This is a genomic window from Frankia sp. Mgl5 (genome assembly GCF_023242985.1).
In the GTDB taxonomy this organism is placed as follows: Bacteria; Actinomycetota; Actinomycetes; order Frankiales; family Frankiaceae; genus Parafrankia; species Parafrankia soli.
On sequence record NZ_JALKFY010000652.1, the window covers coordinates 1 to 14575 of the forward strand.

16 protein-coding genes and 3 pseudogenes are annotated in these 14575 nt (G+C 67.8%); 12 read left to right on the plus strand and 7 right to left on the minus strand.

Going from position 1 to position 14575, the window contains the following annotated elements; all coding sequences use genetic code 11:
• The coding region (locus MXD62_RS21280; protein ID WP_248831252.1) for a C40 family peptidase at positions 1–799 on the plus strand (799 nt) is incomplete at its 5' end.
• A gap of 118 nt (positions 800–917) precedes the next feature.
• Here the strand turns inward: MXD62_RS21280 and MXD62_RS21285 are convergent.
• The gene (locus tag MXD62_RS21285) at positions 918–1793 is read right to left on the minus strand and encodes an NAD(P)H-binding protein (protein ID WP_248831253.1); all 876 of its coding nucleotides are present in this window, start codon (positions 1791–1793) and stop codon (positions 918–920) included.
• Positions 1794–1890: 97 nt separating this feature from the next.
• Between MXD62_RS21285 and MXD62_RS21290 the strand changes: the two genes are divergently transcribed.
• Together MXD62_RS21290 and MXD62_RS21295 are read left to right on the plus strand one after the other, a co-directional pair.
• Positions 1891–2271, plus strand: a complete 381-nt coding sequence (locus tag MXD62_RS21290; protein ID WP_248831254.1) for a helix-turn-helix domain-containing protein — start codon at positions 1891–1893, stop codon at positions 2269–2271.
• Positions 2272–2596: 325 nt separating this feature from the next.
• A pseudogene (locus MXD62_RS21295) lies at positions 2597–2977 on the plus strand (C40 family peptidase); the annotation flags it as partial.
• Here the strand turns inward: MXD62_RS21295 and MXD62_RS40790 are convergent.
• From MXD62_RS40790 to MXD62_RS21310, 4 genes are all read right to left on the minus strand, one after another.
• Positions 2947–3195, minus strand: a complete 249-nt coding sequence (locus MXD62_RS40790; protein ID WP_368862430.1) for a hypothetical protein — start codon at positions 3193–3195, stop codon at positions 2947–2949. The pseudogene MXD62_RS21295 and the gene MXD62_RS40790 sit on opposite strands and share 31 nt — an antisense overlap.
• Complete coding sequence (locus tag MXD62_RS21300; RefSeq protein ID WP_248831255.1) at positions 3077–3643, minus strand: IS3 family transposase; 567 nt, start codon at positions 3641–3643, stop codon at positions 3077–3079. Before MXD62_RS21300 ends, MXD62_RS40790 begins: the two co-directional genes overlap by 119 nt.
• A complete protein-coding gene (locus MXD62_RS21305) occupies positions 3595–3939 on the minus strand; it encodes a transposase (protein WP_248831256.1) in 345 nt (114 codons plus the stop codon). The genes MXD62_RS21300 and MXD62_RS21305 overlap by 49 nt, the downstream gene beginning before the upstream one ends.
• Before the next feature lie 210 nt (positions 3940–4149).
• Positions 4150–4656, minus strand: coding sequence for a MarR family winged helix-turn-helix transcriptional regulator (locus MXD62_RS21310; RefSeq protein WP_248831257.1), 507 nt, complete (start codon positions 4654–4656; stop codon positions 4150–4152).
• Positions 4657–4883: 227 nt separating this feature from the next.
• Here MXD62_RS21310 and MXD62_RS21315 point away from each other — a divergent pair, with 227 nt between their 5' ends.
• On the plus strand, positions 4884–5522 hold the full coding sequence (locus MXD62_RS21315) for an NADPH-dependent F420 reductase (protein ID WP_248831258.1): 639 nt from the start codon (positions 4884–4886) through the stop codon (positions 5520–5522).
• Positions 5523–5567: 45 nt separating this feature from the next.
• Positions 5568–5789, plus strand: a pseudogene (locus tag MXD62_RS21320) (YceI family protein); the annotation flags it as partial.
• A 189-nt stretch (positions 5790–5978) separates the two neighbouring features.
• Here the strand turns inward: MXD62_RS21320 and MXD62_RS21325 are convergent.
• A complete protein-coding gene (locus MXD62_RS21325; protein ID WP_248831260.1) occupies positions 5979–6353 on the minus strand; it encodes a helix-turn-helix domain-containing protein in 375 nt (124 codons plus the stop codon).
• 99 nt (positions 6354–6452) lie between these two features.
• Between MXD62_RS21325 and MXD62_RS21330 the strand changes: the two genes are divergently transcribed.
• The 3 genes and pseudogenes from MXD62_RS21330 to MXD62_RS40795 form a co-directional block, all read left to right on the plus strand.
• Positions 6453–7046, plus strand: coding sequence for a YceI family protein (locus MXD62_RS21330; protein WP_248831261.1), 594 nt, complete (start codon positions 6453–6455; stop codon positions 7044–7046).
• 76 nt (positions 7047–7122) lie between these two features.
• Positions 7123–7446: a PPOX class F420-dependent oxidoreductase gene (locus MXD62_RS21335; protein ID WP_248831270.1), complete on the plus strand. Its 324-nt coding sequence runs from the start codon at positions 7123–7125 to the stop codon at positions 7444–7446.
• 872 nt (positions 7447–8318) lie between these two features.
• Positions 8319–9099: pseudogene (locus MXD62_RS40795) on the plus strand (aminoacyl--tRNA ligase-related protein); the annotation flags it as partial.
• 84 nt (positions 9100–9183) lie between these two features.
• Here the strand turns inward: MXD62_RS40795 and MXD62_RS21350 are convergent.
• Positions 9184–9822 carry a TetR/AcrR family transcriptional regulator gene (locus MXD62_RS21350; RefSeq protein WP_248831264.1) on the minus strand — a complete coding sequence of 213 codons (639 nt, stop codon included), beginning with the start codon at positions 9820–9822 and terminating at the stop codon, positions 9184–9186.
• 503 nt (positions 9823–10325) lie between these two features.
• Between MXD62_RS21350 and MXD62_RS21355 the strand changes: the two genes are divergently transcribed.
• From MXD62_RS21355 to MXD62_RS21370, 4 genes are all read left to right on the plus strand, one after another.
• Complete coding sequence (locus MXD62_RS21355) at positions 10326–11885, plus strand: MFS transporter (protein ID WP_248831265.1); 1560 nt, start codon at positions 10326–10328, stop codon at positions 11883–11885.
• 92 nt (positions 11886–11977) lie between these two features.
• Positions 11978–12712: an SDR family NAD(P)-dependent oxidoreductase gene (locus MXD62_RS21360; protein WP_248831266.1), complete on the plus strand. Its 735-nt coding sequence runs from the start codon at positions 11978–11980 to the stop codon at positions 12710–12712.
• A gap of 80 nt (positions 12713–12792) precedes the next feature.
• Positions 12793–13413, plus strand: coding sequence for an NADPH-dependent F420 reductase (locus MXD62_RS21365; RefSeq protein ID WP_248831267.1), 621 nt, complete (start codon positions 12793–12795; stop codon positions 13411–13413).
• Between the two features lie 229 nt (positions 13414–13642).
• Positions 13643–14500, plus strand: coding sequence for an LLM class flavin-dependent oxidoreductase (locus MXD62_RS21370; RefSeq protein WP_248831268.1), 858 nt, complete (start codon positions 13643–13645; stop codon positions 14498–14500).
• Positions 14501–14575 lie beyond the last annotated feature (75 nt).

Here is a 14575-nt window from a genome sequence, read left to right on the forward strand (position 1 = left end):
GCCGGATGGCCAGATCCCAGCGGGACCCGACCCGGCGCGTCCACACAACGGGCAAACCTTCGCGGCTACGGCACTAGAGATAACTGCCGGTCCGATGCAGTTCCTCGCGCCGACGTTCGCCGAGGTCGTCGCCCACCACCCGCTCCCGGCGGGCGGCGCGAACCCGCCGTCGCTCTACAACGCCCAGGACGCTGTCTACGCCGCCGCGTTCTACCTGTGCGACAACCATGTCGCCACCGACCTGACCGGCGCCTTATGGGCGTACAACCATGACGATTCCTACATCGCGCAGGTCGTCACTCAGGCCACTCAGTACTCTCAACCGAACTCGAACGCTTCAGCAGCGTGCCCTACATTTCAGTCAACGGTTCAGTCCGGAACCGACCAGTTCATTAGCCGCGCCGCGTTCATTGCAGTGATCTTCGCCTGCGAGCAGATCGGTAAGCCTTACGTATGGGGTGGCAACGGCGATCCGGGGTTCGATTGCTCGGGGCTGACGCACGCGGCGTACGCCGCGGCGGGCATCCAGATCCCCCGTACCGCGCAGGCCCAGTATGACGCTGCCCCGAGGCTGCGGACCGGGCCGCCTCTCCAATCTGGGGATCTCGTGTTTTTCGGAACGGGTCCAAACACCGTAACGCATGCCGGCATCTACCTGGCAATGCATTCCGGTCAAACGATGATGGTCGACGCTCCCCATGAGGGTGCCGCCGTCCGCGTCGAATCCTTCCCTTTCACTGTTGGCGCACGATGGGGATCAGATGTCTATCTCGGTGCCGCAACACCGCGGGGCCTCTAAACTTGGCCCGTCTCACCGTGCCGTCGGGGTTGCCGGCACGCGGAATCGAAACCGAACAATCAACGACCATGGAATAGTCATCACGTATCGGCCGCCGTCGAGATGGCCGTCGCGGAGTTCAACCGCCGAGGAGTGTCGTCCGCTGACGGGTGAAGAACTCGGCGACCGAGGTCGCCGTCCGGCCCGTGAGCGCTTCGAACTGTCGGGTGGTTGTGTCGAACCAGCCTGCTCGCTTGGCGATGCCCATGGCGCCCCATCCCCGGGCGAAAGGTTCAGCCAGGCCGATCGCCACCAGTGCCGCGATGATCTCGTCGTCGGCGACCGGCTGATGTCGCACCGGTCGGCCGGTGGCCTCGGCGAGGGCGGCGGCGACCTCTGCGTCGGTCACCCCGGCGGGACCGGTCACCTCCAGAAACTGCCCCTGGTCCTCACAGTCCGTGCCTTGGGCCAAGACGGCGGCGCACACGGCCGCGCTGTCGTCTCGGGTGATGTAGCCGACTCTTCGGTCCTCGGCGTTGCTGGGCAGCCTTCCGCTGGCGACGGCCCGGGCGGCCACTCCCACCTCGTTCATGGTCTCCGGCCAGAGGTTGAACCGCAGCGCGGTGAAGGGGACTCCGGCGGCGACCAGATGACGCTCGGTGGCGCGGTACTCGTCGATGTGGGGGCTTGGGTTGTCCGGTTCGTCGGCACGGCTGAAGGACGTGAACACGATGTGCCCGACTCCGGCCTCAGCCGCGGCGTCGATGGCTCGCCGGTGCCTGGGGAACCGGTCGGCCCCGGTGACGCTGACGATCAGGACCCGTTCAGCCTCGCCGAAGGTCTCGACGAGCGAGTCCTGGTCGTCGAAATCGCCGAACCGCGCGGCAACCCCGAGGTCGATCAGCGTGCCGGGTGTACGAGACACGGCCATGATCCGCGACGCCTCGACGCGCCCGACCAGCTCGCGGATGGTTTGGCGGCCGAGATGCCCGGATGCTCCGGTTACGATGATCACGGGGTCTCCTCGTCGGGGTAGGCGCGGTGGTCGCGGTGCGTGGACGTGGTGGCTGTACGGTAAGGAGCCGTCCACCGCTCGTGAAGAAGGCACATTTATGTCCCCTCCCGCTGGCACTGTCACGGTCGACGACCGCGACGAGTGCCCGGCACTCGCCGTCCTGCGTCGAGTCGGTGACAAGTGGAGCGTCGTCGTCCTTGCCCTGTTGGTACGACGTAGTCACGGGTTCAACGAGCTCGATCGTTCCATCGAGGGACTCAGCCGGCGCATGCTCACCCGCACGTTGCGTTCACTCGAACGCGACGGTCTGATCGACCGGACCGTTCACGGAACCAAGTCGCCCCGCGTCGATTACGCGATCACCGACCTTGGTCGGACGCTGTGCTCGCACGTCAGTGCGCTGGGCTCATGGGCGGCCGCCCACAAATCGGACCTCGATGCCGCCCAGGCCAGCTTCGATGCTAAGACAGCCGCCTAGAATAGCGAAGTGTGGACCGTCACCACCAATCAACCTCCGTCAATCAACGCGACATCTAAACGTTCGCGGTCAGTTAGCGACGGAGCTGATCATCCTCCATTTCGTGAATCGATGATTTCTTGCCGGCGTTGTCGCGGGCAAGCGCGCGGCATAGGCCCGTCGGTGTCGCGACCTCACGGCTCTACTGAATGATCCACTTTGCAGTGGGCCCGCAAGATGGCGCCCCTGAAGATTTCAGCGTCCAAGTCACCGCACTGGCTGGCTGAAGGGTTCGGTTTCGGCCGGCAAGTACGGCTCGATCGGCGGCGGCTTCGGGTCCGACACCGCCCCGTCCGACGCCGGCTACGCCGCCGTCATCTACGCCCAAGGCCAGCTCGGCATCCCCTACCTGTGGGGTGGGGACGGCCCGGCCGAAGGCGGCTTCGACTGCTCCGGGCTCACCAGGGCCGCCTACCTCGCCGCCGGGATCGACCTGCCCCGCACCGCGCAGACCCAGTACGAGGCCGGCCCCGTGGTCCCACCTGGAGAACCGCTCCAGATCGGAGACCTCGTCTACTACGGCACCGCCACCAACATCCACCACGTCGCGATCTACATCGGCAACGGGCAGATGATCACCGCGCCGGGAGACAACAAGGTTGTCAGGATCGCCTCGTACAGGTGGGAAGGAGATGACTATTTCGGAGCGACAAGGCCAATCAAGTGAGCATTGTCGTAGGGATCGCCAACCGTTCCGAGGGACGGCGTCAAGCCCGCGCGGCGGGCGCGGTCGGTGAAGATCCAGGAGGTGAACTGGGTGCCGTGGTCACCGTGGATCACGCCACCGGGGATCTGACCGGCGTGGCCGCAGGCGTCGATCGCCATGCCGAGCGCGGAGGTAGCCAGCTCGGCGCGTTGGTGGGAGTCGATGGCCCAGCCGACCACTCGGCGGGAGTAGGCGTCGATGACCGCGCAGCAGTAGCTTGCCTTCTCGGGTCGGGTGTTCGGTGATGTCGGTGACCCACAGCTGGTTCGGGCCGTCGCGGTGGAAGTCTCGTTTGACCAGGTCGGTCACGGTCACCGCGGCTGGCACCCGGCGGCCCTTGCGGCGCAAGGGTAGGCCGTACAAGCCCGCGCGGCGCATCAGTACCGCCACTGTCTTGCGTGAGACAACCAACCCCTGGCCCAGCACCAGTTCCGCCCGGACCCGCGGCGCGCCATAGGTGTGGCGTGATGCCTCGAACACGGCGGCGATCTGGTCGGTCAGAAAGGCCTGGCGGATCGTGCGCGCCGCCGGCGGCCGGTCCCGAGCGTCGTAGAACCCCGAGCGCGATACCCCGAGGGCTAGACAGGATTGTTTGACCGGCACGCCCTCAGCGGCCAGTTCGGCCACGAGAACGAACGAGCTTTTGGGGGCACCACCGCCTCGACCGCGGCCGCGGCCTTCCGCAAGATCTTGACCTCGTCCTCCAACTCGGCGATCCGCGCCTGAGCGGCCCGCAGGGCCGCCGACTCGACCGCCCGGCTGGTGGGTGTCTTGAGCCCACGATCGATCAGGTCCCGCGACCGCCAGCCGTACAGGCAGGACTCGGCGATCCCCAACGAGGCCCCGACGTCACGGACTGAACGGCCCCACGCGACCAGGTCCAAGGCACGACGACGGAACTCCGGCGGGTACGGCTTGGGCACGAGCAGTGGCCTCCTTCAGGCAGCCACCGAACCGTAGAACTCCTCACTTCCGAGTCCGCCGAACGGGATCAACATCACCGGCGCCACTGGCAATGATCCACGCTGACGCTGTGAGGAGTCCCGCGCGGGAACTCGGACCTACTCCCTTGACTGCGGTCCTTGATCGTTTGATGAGGATGCGGTGGCGGTGATCCGGAAGGGTCACGCCGCTCAGGGCGAGAGCGCGGGTTCGTCTGGGGTGGAGTGTTCGGGGAACGGGTCCTCGGCGAGGTGACCCAGGATCCGTTCGTTGAGGGCGGCGAGGATGTCGAGTTCGGCGGGGGTGAGCAGGTCGATGAAGTGCCGGCGGACGTTGCGCACGTGCTGGGGCGCGGCGTCCTCGATGGCGCGGCGTCCAGCGGGCAGGAGGCGGATCATGGAGCTGCGGGCATCGGCTGGGTTAGTGTCCCGGACGATGAACCCATGCTCCTGCATGCGCCGGGTCTGGTGGGAGAGGCGGCTCTTCTCCCACTGCAGCAGGGCGCACAGTTCCCGAGCGGGCAGACTGCCCGTGGCGTGCTCCGAGAGCACAGCGAGGATTTCGTAGTCGGCCTCCGTCAGTCCGGAGTCCTCCAGCAGGTGCCGGCGCAGACGGACGGCGAGCTGGTGGTGCGCGTGCATGAAGGCCCGCCAGGCGCGGTCTTCACGGGGGCTGAGCCAGGTCGGTTCCGTCGGCATGCGGCGATATTACCTGTTGGTTGACTCGTCAACCAACAGGTAATACGGTCGACGAGTCAACCAAGATCTCGGCGCTCCGGGAAACACATCGTGAGCATCGTCGGCCTGCACAGCCAGAGCCACATCTCCATCGCATCCGGCGCGTGACGCCATCCGGCGGGGTCGTCCCGCGCCGGGCACGCCCGGATCCCGGCTGCTCCCACGCGCCCACTCAACAGGAGTGACCCATGAAGTTTGGAATGATCGGCGCGGGAACGGTCTCGCGCGCCATCGCCGGCCACGTGGTCAAGGCCGGTCACGACGTGGTCTTCAGCAACAGTCGCGGTCCGGGCACCCTCGACGCCGTCGTCGACGCCTTCGGTCCCCGCGCGTCGGCCGGCACCGTCGCCGAGGCGGGAGCCGCGGACTTCGTCGTGCTCGCCGTGCACTGGACACGGGTGCGCGACGCGGTAGGCAACCTGCCCACCCGCGACGGCCGGATCGTTATCGACGCCACGAACCAGTGGGCCAGCCTGACCCCCACCTTCGTCGCCGACCACCTCGAGATCGGAGGCAGCGAACTGGTCGCCTCACTGATCCCCGGCGCCCACGTCATCAAGGCCTTCGACAACATGTACGGCCCCTACATCGCCGCCGACCCCGTCACCGACGCCGGCCGCCGGATCCTCTTCTACGCCGGCGACGACGGGACCTCGAAGGATCTCTTCCGCTCCGTTGTCGAGGACTTCGGATTCGCGCCCGTCGACCTCGGCCCACTTGAGATGGGACGCCTGATGCAGGTGGACGGCGGACCGCTGAGCGGACTGCACGCCGTCCGAGAAGACCGCGTCCCGCAGATGGTTGACGCATCACCCAACCAGCCGTAAGTTGGTTGAGCAATCAACTTTCCACCCCACCGCGAGGAGCGGCAGATGTCCGACACCGCCCAGGCCATTTCCGATCTCACCGGCGAGTACGTCATCGACCCGGCCCACACTCGCATCGGCTTCGTGGCTCGCCACGCCATGGTGACGAAGGTCCGCGGCTCGTTCGCCGAGTTCGCGGGCACGGTCCGCCTCGACGAGGAGATCCCGGCGAACTCGAGCGCGCAGATCGTGATCAAGGTGCACAGCATCGACACCGGCAACGCCGATGGCCGTCATCCCCTGCCTCCCGACAGCCCAACCCGAGCAGATCACTCCGCTCTACTGGGAGCTACACACCACCGACCGTGACGAGGCCGAGCGCGTGTTCGGCCTCTGACACCACACCAGCCACACGCGGCTCGCCGACGCCTGATCGCGCTACGCGAGACCATCCGCAGGCGGCGCGTTGGCGGGTGCCTACAGTTCCACCGGCTCTGCCCGGCTACTGGGCGGGGCGTCGGCGGCGCCGGCGATCAGGTGTTCGGTCGCCCAGCGTTCGAGCTCCGCCAGCGCCGGGCGCAGCGCCTCACCGCGCGCCGTGAGCCGGTAGCGGACACCAACCGGCGGGCCCTCGATCACCTCACGGGCCACCAGACCGGCCGCGACGAGTTCATTCAGCCGCCCCGACAACATCCGCTCGCTGACACCGGGCACCAGCTTGGAGATCTCCGAGAAACGCGCCGGCCCAGCCAACAGCGTACCGATGATCAGACCGCTCCACCGCTTGCCGAGCAGCGCGAACACCGACGTGAGCGCATGACAGCTCACCGCGTCCCGCTCGCCCGGCTCCATCCACCGATGGTACTGACGGCCACCCCACGTCGACCGTTGCTATATTTTCAGCGGCAACTAACTTTTTGTAACCCCTGATGTTCTTCGAGGAAGGTCGCCATGACGACTCCATCCGTGTCCAACCCCTCGGCGCCAGCACTCCCCGAAACGGGAAGCGGGCTACCGCTCGCTGCCGGCGTCTGGCCCATCGACCCCGCGCACTCCGGTGTCTACTTCCAGGTCCGCCACCTCGGCCTGACCAACGTCCGCGGCCGGTTCGACCTGTTCAGCGGAACACTCACCATCGGCGAGACCCTCGCGGACGTCGCCATCGACGCCACGATCGACATGGCCTCGGTCAACACCAACCAGCCCGACCGAGACGCCCACCTACGCTCCACCGACTTCTTCGACGTCGAACACCACCCAACCATGCGCTACCGGTCACTATCCGTCACCGAAAGCGAGGACGGCTACCAAGTCGCCGGCGAACTGACCATCAACGCGACCACCCAGCCAGTCAGCCTGGCGGTCGAGTTCAACGGCGTCGACGTCCACCCCGCGGACGGCCGGACCAGAGCCGGGTTCGCCGCGACCACCGAGATCCGCCGCGGCGACTACGGCATCGACTTCAACATGCCCCTCGGCGCCGGCAAACTCGCCCTCGGCGACAAGATCAAAATCGAGCTCGACCTCCAGTTCATCGCCCCATGACAACCCCGACACCCGCGCAGATCCCGGACTCACCCTGGACCTGCTCACCTAGCCCCTGACCGCGGGCCTGACCACCATTGGCACGGACGGCCGGCCACAGTCGACAGCCGTCTGGTACCTCCTCGACGACTCGACCCTGCGGACATCGATGGTCACCACCCGGCAGAAATACAAGAACCTCCTCCGCAACCCCGTCGCCAGCCTGTTCCTCCTCGACCCGGCCAACCCGTTCCGCACCCTGGAAATCCGCGCCGACGTCACACTCACCCCAGACCCCGACAAGGAACTACTCCCGCTGTTCGCCAAGCACTACGGCGTCGACGAGTCGATGCTCGACCTCCCAGGCTCACAGCGAGTGACCGCGACCCTGGACCCCATCCGGATCGTCGCCAACGGCTGACGGTCGCACCCACGCCCGCCTCCACCTTCAGAGCGGGCGTGGGGCGCCCGGCCCCCGCCCGCCCTGGACAGCTGCTACCGCACGACGGACTCCGGCGACAGCACAAGACCTCCGGAACCGTCGACCGCTTGCCTACTGACGCGCAGACCAGATCCCGCCGGGGCCGGCACGGTCCATGGGTTGCAGGCGGTGGACGCGGAATGGCGCAGCCAGCCTGGCCCGCGCGCTCGCGGGGCGCGGTTTCGTAGCCTGAGATCAGCGAGGTCGAGGTGGCCGATGATCTGCCGAGTCGGCCAGCGGATGAGCCGGCCGCAGCGTACACAGCAATAGTGGCCACGCCACCGGGCCGAGGTCGGGGCGACTTCACGGCGTCCGGCAACGGGAATGAATCCGTCTTCGTCTGGAGTGTTGTCGCACCGGCACAGCCATGCGTCGTCGGCGTTATGTGGAATTCACATTTGCCTCTTTTCGTCGTCAAATGGACAGTCCTCGGCGCCGGCACATGCAACCGGCAGAGAGTCGCGACTGTGAAGGCATGCTAGTCCTGCCTCAGGCCCGCACTGCGACCGTGGATGCAGGACCTCGACGCCCCTGAGCGGGACCGCCATCCGTCAGCCGACCTTGATCGGGCTGGTCATCCCAGTGACGCGGAAGGTTCCGTGCGCTGCCTGGTGTTCCCCCAGTCGAGGAATGACCGCACAGGACAGCCACCTCGTCTCTGTTATCGTGACCGGTATGAAGCGCGCCGCTTTGACGACGACGCCGGAGTGTGTCCCGGCGCGCTGACAGCTGTCGTAGTCCGAAGCCCCGGGGCCGAGTGCCCCGGGGCTTCGTCTTGTGGTCACTCGCCCGATACCCGTGAGGAGACCACGATGCATGACCACCGCAAGCTCGGCCGTGAGCTGGGCCTGTTCGGCACCGATCCGTTGATCGGTGCCGGGCTGCCGTACTGGCTGCCTGACGGCGCGACCGTACGGCACACCCTGGAGGAGTACATCCGCGGCGAGGAGCAGCGGGCCGGCTACCGGCACGTCTACTCGCCAGTGCTCGGCAAGCGGGAGCTGTACGAGGTCTCCGGGCACTGGTCGCACTACAGCGACGACATGTTCCCTCCCATGGATCTCGGCGGTGAGTAGGTCGTCCTGCGGCCGAGTCTGTGCCCGCAACATGCGGTGATCTACCGTTCCCGTTCCCACAGCTACCGGGAGCTGCCCCTGCGGATCGCCGAGCTGGGCGGCATGTACCGCTCGGAACTGTCGGGCGTGCTCGGCGGCCTGACCCGCGTGCGGGCCATCCAGCTCAACGACGCGCACATCTTCTGCACCCTGGACCAGGTCGCGGACGAGGCGCGCAGAGCCGTCGAGCAAATCGGCCGGGCGCACCAGGCGCTGGGCATCGCCCCGGCCCGTTACCGCCTCTCCCTCCCATGCTCTGGCGGCAAGTACGGTCGCCGCGCCCGAGCTGTGGCAGCGGTCCACCGCCCTGCTGAGCGAGGTTCTGGACCGCTGCGGGCTGAGCTACAAGGCGGTCGAAGGAGAGGCCGCATTCTACGGACCGAAGATCGACGTCCAGGTCGTCGACGGCACCAGTCGGGAGTCCACCCTGTCCACCGTCCAGGTCGACTTCCACCAGCCCGAGCAGTTCGACCTGCACTAGCCGTCTCGGGCCGGCAGGCCGGCGAGCGGCGTCCAGGTCTCCGCGATGCGGCGGGCTGACCGGACAGCAGGCCGGCCGCCCCTACTGCGCCTTGCTGAGATGGACCATGGCGTCGTACAGCTGCTCGTACGTCATCGGCGGCTCGGGGATCGGATGTGCCCGCTCAGCCCGGTAGGCGTCGAGCATGAGGTGGAGGTAACGCCGCCAGGCGTTGGGCGCCGTGGCGCTGGTGGCCTCGATGATCCGGCCGTTGGACCAGATGAGGTTGACGATGTCGGCCAGGGTGATGTCGCGGCGAGCCTCGCCGGCTTCTTGGGCCCGGGTGAGCATGTCCACGATCTGTTGGCACATCTCGTCGTGGATGCGCTCGGTCTCGGCGCTGTCGGTGAAGCGGCGGGAGAGGAAGTCGTTGAAACCCCGGTCTCCCGCCTGCATGCCGAACAGGTGCTCCAGGTAGTAGACGAACCCTTCCCACGGGTCGTTCATCTCCAGGGCCTTGTTGGCCCCGTCGAGGAACTCCTGAAGCCGGGGCTGGAAGGCGGCCATGAGCAGGTCCAGGCGGGTTGGGAAGTGGCGGTACAGGGTGCCGATGGCAACGCCGGCGTCGCGTGCGATCTTCTCCAAGGAGGCATCCACGCCGTGTGTGGCGAATTCGCGCTGCGCCGCGGCGAGGAGCTTGTCTCGGCGCTCCCGGGCGTCACGGCGCAGGGGCCTTCGCATCTGCTCAACGTCGCTACGGCTCACTTCGTCAGTTTACCGGCGACACTGAGGGCGGCCTCCCTTTCTGTGCCGCTCAGGAGTCCGGCGGAGCGCGGTTGACCTCGGTGGGCTCGTCGGCATGGTCGTGCGCGACGTGGCTGACGGCGCGCGGCAGCACCGTGGCCCCCGTGACGATCCCGGGGGCCCTCCCGCGAGCATGACGTTCGTTCGGTGCCCTGGGCACGGTGGCAGGGCTGAGAACAGGCCAGGTGGCTGCCGGGGCCCGGGCGGTACCCGGCCTGGATGTCGCCGCCGTCGCGGGCAGCGTTCGCGGCCAGGCGGCGTGGGGCACCTCATCTCCCTTGGTCTCCTTGGTGCCGCCAGATGTCGAGGCCCGAAACTTCCGCCAACTTGAGGCACCCCTCCGGAATAGAGTGAGGCACCCCTCCGTTCAGATGGGCAGCAACGACCGGAGGGGTGCCTCATCTTGGCGCTCTGACCTGACCGCACGAGGAGTGAAGCAGATGAGCGCTATGGAGCCCTCCGGGGCCGCAGGCGCCTCAGCGGCCCCGGAGGCCGCGGAGGCCCCGGAGGCCGTCGGAGCGCGCCTGGCCGCTTCGCCCGATCCCCATGACGAGCGGCGCTGGATGGCTCTGGGTGTCCTCGTCATCGCCCAGATCATGATCCTGCTGGATGCGACCGTCGTGAACGTTGCCCTGCCCTCGGCGCAGGCCGACCTCGGCTTCTCCGACGCCAGCCGCCAGTGGGTGATCACCGCCTACGTGCTGGCCTTCGGCAGCTTGCTTCCGCTGGGAGGCCGGCTGGGCGACGTGCTCGGCCGCAAGGCCATGTTCATGGTGGGACTGCTGGGGTTCGCGATTGCTTCCGCTGCCGGCGGCGCGGCCCCGAACATCGGCACGCTGATCGCGGCCCGGGCAGTCCAGGGCGGGTTCGCCGCAGTTCTCGCGCCGGCGGCGTTGTCGCTGATCACGGTGATTTTCACCGACCTCAAGGAGCTGAACAAGGCGTTCGGGATCTTCGGTGCAGTGTCCGGCAGCGCCAGCGCCGTCGGCCTGCTGCTGGGCGGGCTGTTGACCGACTACGTGGACTGGCGCTGGTGCATGTACGTCAACATCGTCCTCGCGGTCGCCGGGATCATCGGTGGCCTCACGCTGCTGCACAACTCCGCCGAGCCCGACAAGCCCAGGCTTTCCGTGCCGAGCACGGTCGTCGGCTCGGCGGCGGTCTTCGGGTTGGTCTTCGGGTCGGCCAAGGCCCAGACCGACGGCTGGGGCTCGGCGGTCACACTGACCCCGCTCATCGCCGGCGGTCTCCTACTGGCCGGCTTCGTCGTGCTCCAGAAGGTCGCCCGCCACCCGCTCATCCCGCTGGGGGTGGTCGCCGACCGCAACCGTGGTGCCGCCTACCTGACGCTCTTCCTGGCGAACGCGGCGGTGTTCGCGCTGTTCCTGTTCCTGACCTATTACTTCCAGGGTGTGCTGGGCTACTCGCCGATCATGACCGGCGTCGCGTTCCTGCCGATGATGGCGGCGATCGCCGTGGTCGCCACGCTGACCCAGGGCGTGCTGCTGCGGCACCTGACCATGCGGGTCATCGTCGCCGCCGGCCTGATTGCCTCCGGTGCCGGAGCTGCACTGCTGACCCAGGCCGGTGCGGGCAGCCCGTACGCGGTCTGGGTGCTGCCCGGGCTGGTCCTGGTCGGGACCGGCATCGGGTCGGCCGCCGTCGTGGCGGTCGCGGTCGGGCAGCAGGGTGTCGATCCGCGCGACGCTGGTACGGCGGGGGCGCTCAACAACGTCTCCCAGCAGCTCGGCTCGGCCGTCGGCGTCTCCTTGATCAGCACCTTCGCCGCCACCGCCACCAGCCACTACCTGACCCGCCACGGCAGCACTGCCGTCGTCGACGCAACCGTGCACGGGTTCACCGTCGGCTACTGGTGGGCCGCAGGCGTCTTCTGGGCCGCTGCCGTCCTCTGCAGTGCCCTGATCCGCGGCGGCACCCGGCTCCATCACGAGGCTGGCCAGCCCGAGCCCCTCGACGAGATCGTCGGCGGACTGATCTGACAGCCCGTGGCGGGCGGCGCCCCGGTGGCAGGACGGATCGCGGCGCCAACCACCAAAACACGAACCACAACCGACAGAAAGGCCAGTTCACCATGTCCAAGCTCGATGGCAAGGTCGCAGTGATCACCGGAGCGACGTCTGGGATGGCGCTCGCAACGGCCAAGCTGTTCGTGGCTGAAGGCGCCCACGTGTTCATCACCGGACGACGCAAAGACAAAGTGGACGAGGCGGTCGCCGCCATCGGCCACAACGTAACGGGCGTGCAGGCGGACTCAGGAAACCTGAACGACCTCGCCCGCTTGGCCGAGACCGTGCGGGAGCATGACGGACGAGTCGACGTCCTGTTCGCCAGCGCCGGCATCGGCTCGGTATCCGACCCGCTGGGCAGCATCACCCCGGAATCGTTCGACACGCTCGTGGCCGTCAACTTCCGGGGCACCGTGTTCACCGTTCAGTACCTGCTGCCGTTGATGAGCGACGGCGCGTCGGTCATCTTGAACGGCACGACCAGCGCGACCAAGGGCATCCCCGGCGCCGGAGTGTATTCGGCCAGCAAGGCAGCCGTTCGCTCACTCGCGCGCACCTGGGCTGCGGAGCTGAAGGACCGTGGCATACGGGTAAACGTCATCAGTCCCGGCTCGATCGACACCGCGCTCTTCAGCACCGTCACCCCGGAATTCCGGGAGCAGATCACCTCCGCCATCCCCCTAGGACGGCTGGGGACCAGCGAAGAGATCGCGGCCACCGCGCTGTTCCTCGCCTCTCCGGACGCCAGCTTCATCACCGGCGCAAACCTGGTCGTCGACGGCGGGTTCAGTCAGGTCTGACGCCATCCGGCCGGGCAGCGGGCCCCGATCCCTTTAAAGCAAAAAGTTCATCCCAGACTACAGAAAGTGAGCACCCGTCCATGAGCAGCATCAGCTTCATCGGCCTGGGCGGCATGGCCCGCGCCATAGCCACCCGCGCGGTCGAGGGCGGCAACGCCGTCGAGGTCATCGGCCGCGACCAGGCCAAGGCCAAAGACCTGGCCGCCGCCCTCGGCGGCGGCGCGACGGCCGGGACATTCGGCACCGCCCCGGCCGGCGACATCGTCATCCTCGCCGTGCCCTACGCCAGCGCCGCGCAGGTCCTCGCCCAGTACGGGGACGCGCTGGCCGGCAAGGTCGTCATCGATATCTCGAACACCTTCAACGCCGACGCCACCGCGCTGGTCACCCCTGACGGCACGTCCGGCGCGCAGGAGATCGCCAAGGCCGCCCCAGCCAGCGCGCACGTCGTGAAGGCGTTCAACACCGTCTTCGGCCACGTCCTGGCCCAGGGCGGCCCGCTGGACGTGCTCATCGCCGGCGACGACGCGGACGCCAAGGCGAGCGTGTCGGCGTTCATCGAGAGCCTCGGGCTGCGCCCGCTGGATGCCGGCGACCTGGCGACGGCGCACTGGCTGGAGGCGGCGGGCCCGCTGCTGATGGGCCTGGCCAGCCATGGCGCAGGATTCAACATCAGCTTCGGCGTGAACGTCCTGGGCTGAAGTTCCGCTTGCAGTTCCACGCCGCGCACTGGCACCCGGCGGCCATCCCGGGCAGGCAGGGTTCCGCCTGCCCGGGATGGCGGCGGCCCCTGCGCCATCCGACCTGCAGGCAATCGACTCTGACCACCCGGGACTGCCCGCGTCCGGCACCGGCGAAGACGTCATCAAGCAGGTCGGCGACAACATCTCATCGTGGCTGGCCACATACGAAAGACTGAAGGAGACACCCGTGCCTGACTACGGCCATCCTCTGCGTTTCGCAACGTTCATCTCTCCCGGCAACTCCCCGGCGCACCGTCCGGTCGAGCTGGCGCAGCACAGTGAGCGGCTCGGTTTCGACTTCGTCACCTTCCAGGATCATCCCTACCAGTCGAGTTTCCTCGATACCTGGACCCTGCTGAGCTGGGTGGCAGCGCGGACCGAGCGCATCGGCGTGTCCGCCAACGTGCTGAACCTGCCGCTGCGCCAGCCCCCCGCCGTGCTCGCCCGCGCGGCTGCCAGCCTCGACCTGCTCTCCGGTGGACGGACGAGCCTCGGGATCGGGGCCGGCTTCTACTGGGACGCCGTGCAGGCGGCCGGCGGACGGCGGCTGACCCCGCTGCAGGGCATGGCGGCGCTCGGCGAGGCAATCGACGTGATCCGCGGGATCTGGGACGCCGACGCGCCCGGCACCCTCAATGCCGACGGCGAGTTCTACAAGGTCCACGGCGCCGAGCGCGGACCCGCGCCCGCACACCAGATCCCGATCTGGCTCGGCGCCCACAAGCCAAGGATGCAGGACCTGGTGGGACGCAAGGCCGACGGCTGGCTGCCGTCGCTGCCGGTCATGGAGCCCGGCAGCCTGCCCAAGGGAAACGCGATCATCGACGACGCCGCACGGGCCGCGGGCCGCGACCCCCGCGAGATCACCCGTCTGCTCAACATCTTCCCGGACCAGCAGACCCCGGAAGAACTGGCCCAGATGGCCCTCCAGGACGGCGTCAGCATCTTCATCCTGGCCAGCGACGACCCGGACGTGCTCGAACGCTTCGCCGCCGAATCGATACCCGCCGTACGTGAACACGTCGCCCGGGGACGCAAATACTGACGATTAATGTGTGGTGTTAATGGGTCTGGTGATGGCTGGTGGTGGGCGGGTACATCTTTTGCTATGAGGTATGCG

Bases quoted from the DNA above. Each gene is read 5' to 3' on its own strand.
- MXD62_RS21360 (WP_248831266.1), top strand. From the start codon at position 11,978: ATGTCCAAGCTCGATGGCAAGGTCGCAGTGATCACCGGAGCGACGTCT.
- MXD62_RS21350 (WP_248831264.1), bottom strand. From the start codon at position 9,822: ATGCGAAGGCCCCTGCGCCGTGACGCCCGGGAGCGCCGAGACAAGCTC.
- MXD62_RS21325 (WP_248831260.1), bottom strand. From the start codon at position 6,353: ATGGAGCCGGGCGAGCGGGACGCGGTGAGCTGTCATGCGCTCACGTCG.
- MXD62_RS21330 (WP_248831261.1), top strand. From the start codon at position 6,453: ATGACGACTCCATCCGTGTCCAACCCCTCGGCGCCAGCACTCCCCGAA.
- MXD62_RS21355 (WP_248831265.1), top strand. From the start codon at position 10,326: ATGAGCGCTATGGAGCCCTCCGGGGCCGCAGGCGCCTCAGCGGCCCCG.
- MXD62_RS21365 (WP_248831267.1), top strand. From the start codon at position 12,793: ATGAGCAGCATCAGCTTCATCGGCCTGGGCGGCATGGCCCGCGCCATA.
- MXD62_RS21290 (WP_248831254.1), top strand. From the start codon at position 1,891: ATGTCCCCTCCCGCTGGCACTGTCACGGTCGACGACCGCGACGAGTGC.
- MXD62_RS21315 (WP_248831258.1), top strand. From the start codon at position 4,884: ATGAAGTTTGGAATGATCGGCGCGGGAACGGTCTCGCGCGCCATCGCC.
- MXD62_RS21310 (WP_248831257.1), bottom strand. From the start codon at position 4,656: ATGCCGACGGAACCGACCTGGCTCAGCCCCCGTGAAGACCGCGCCTGG.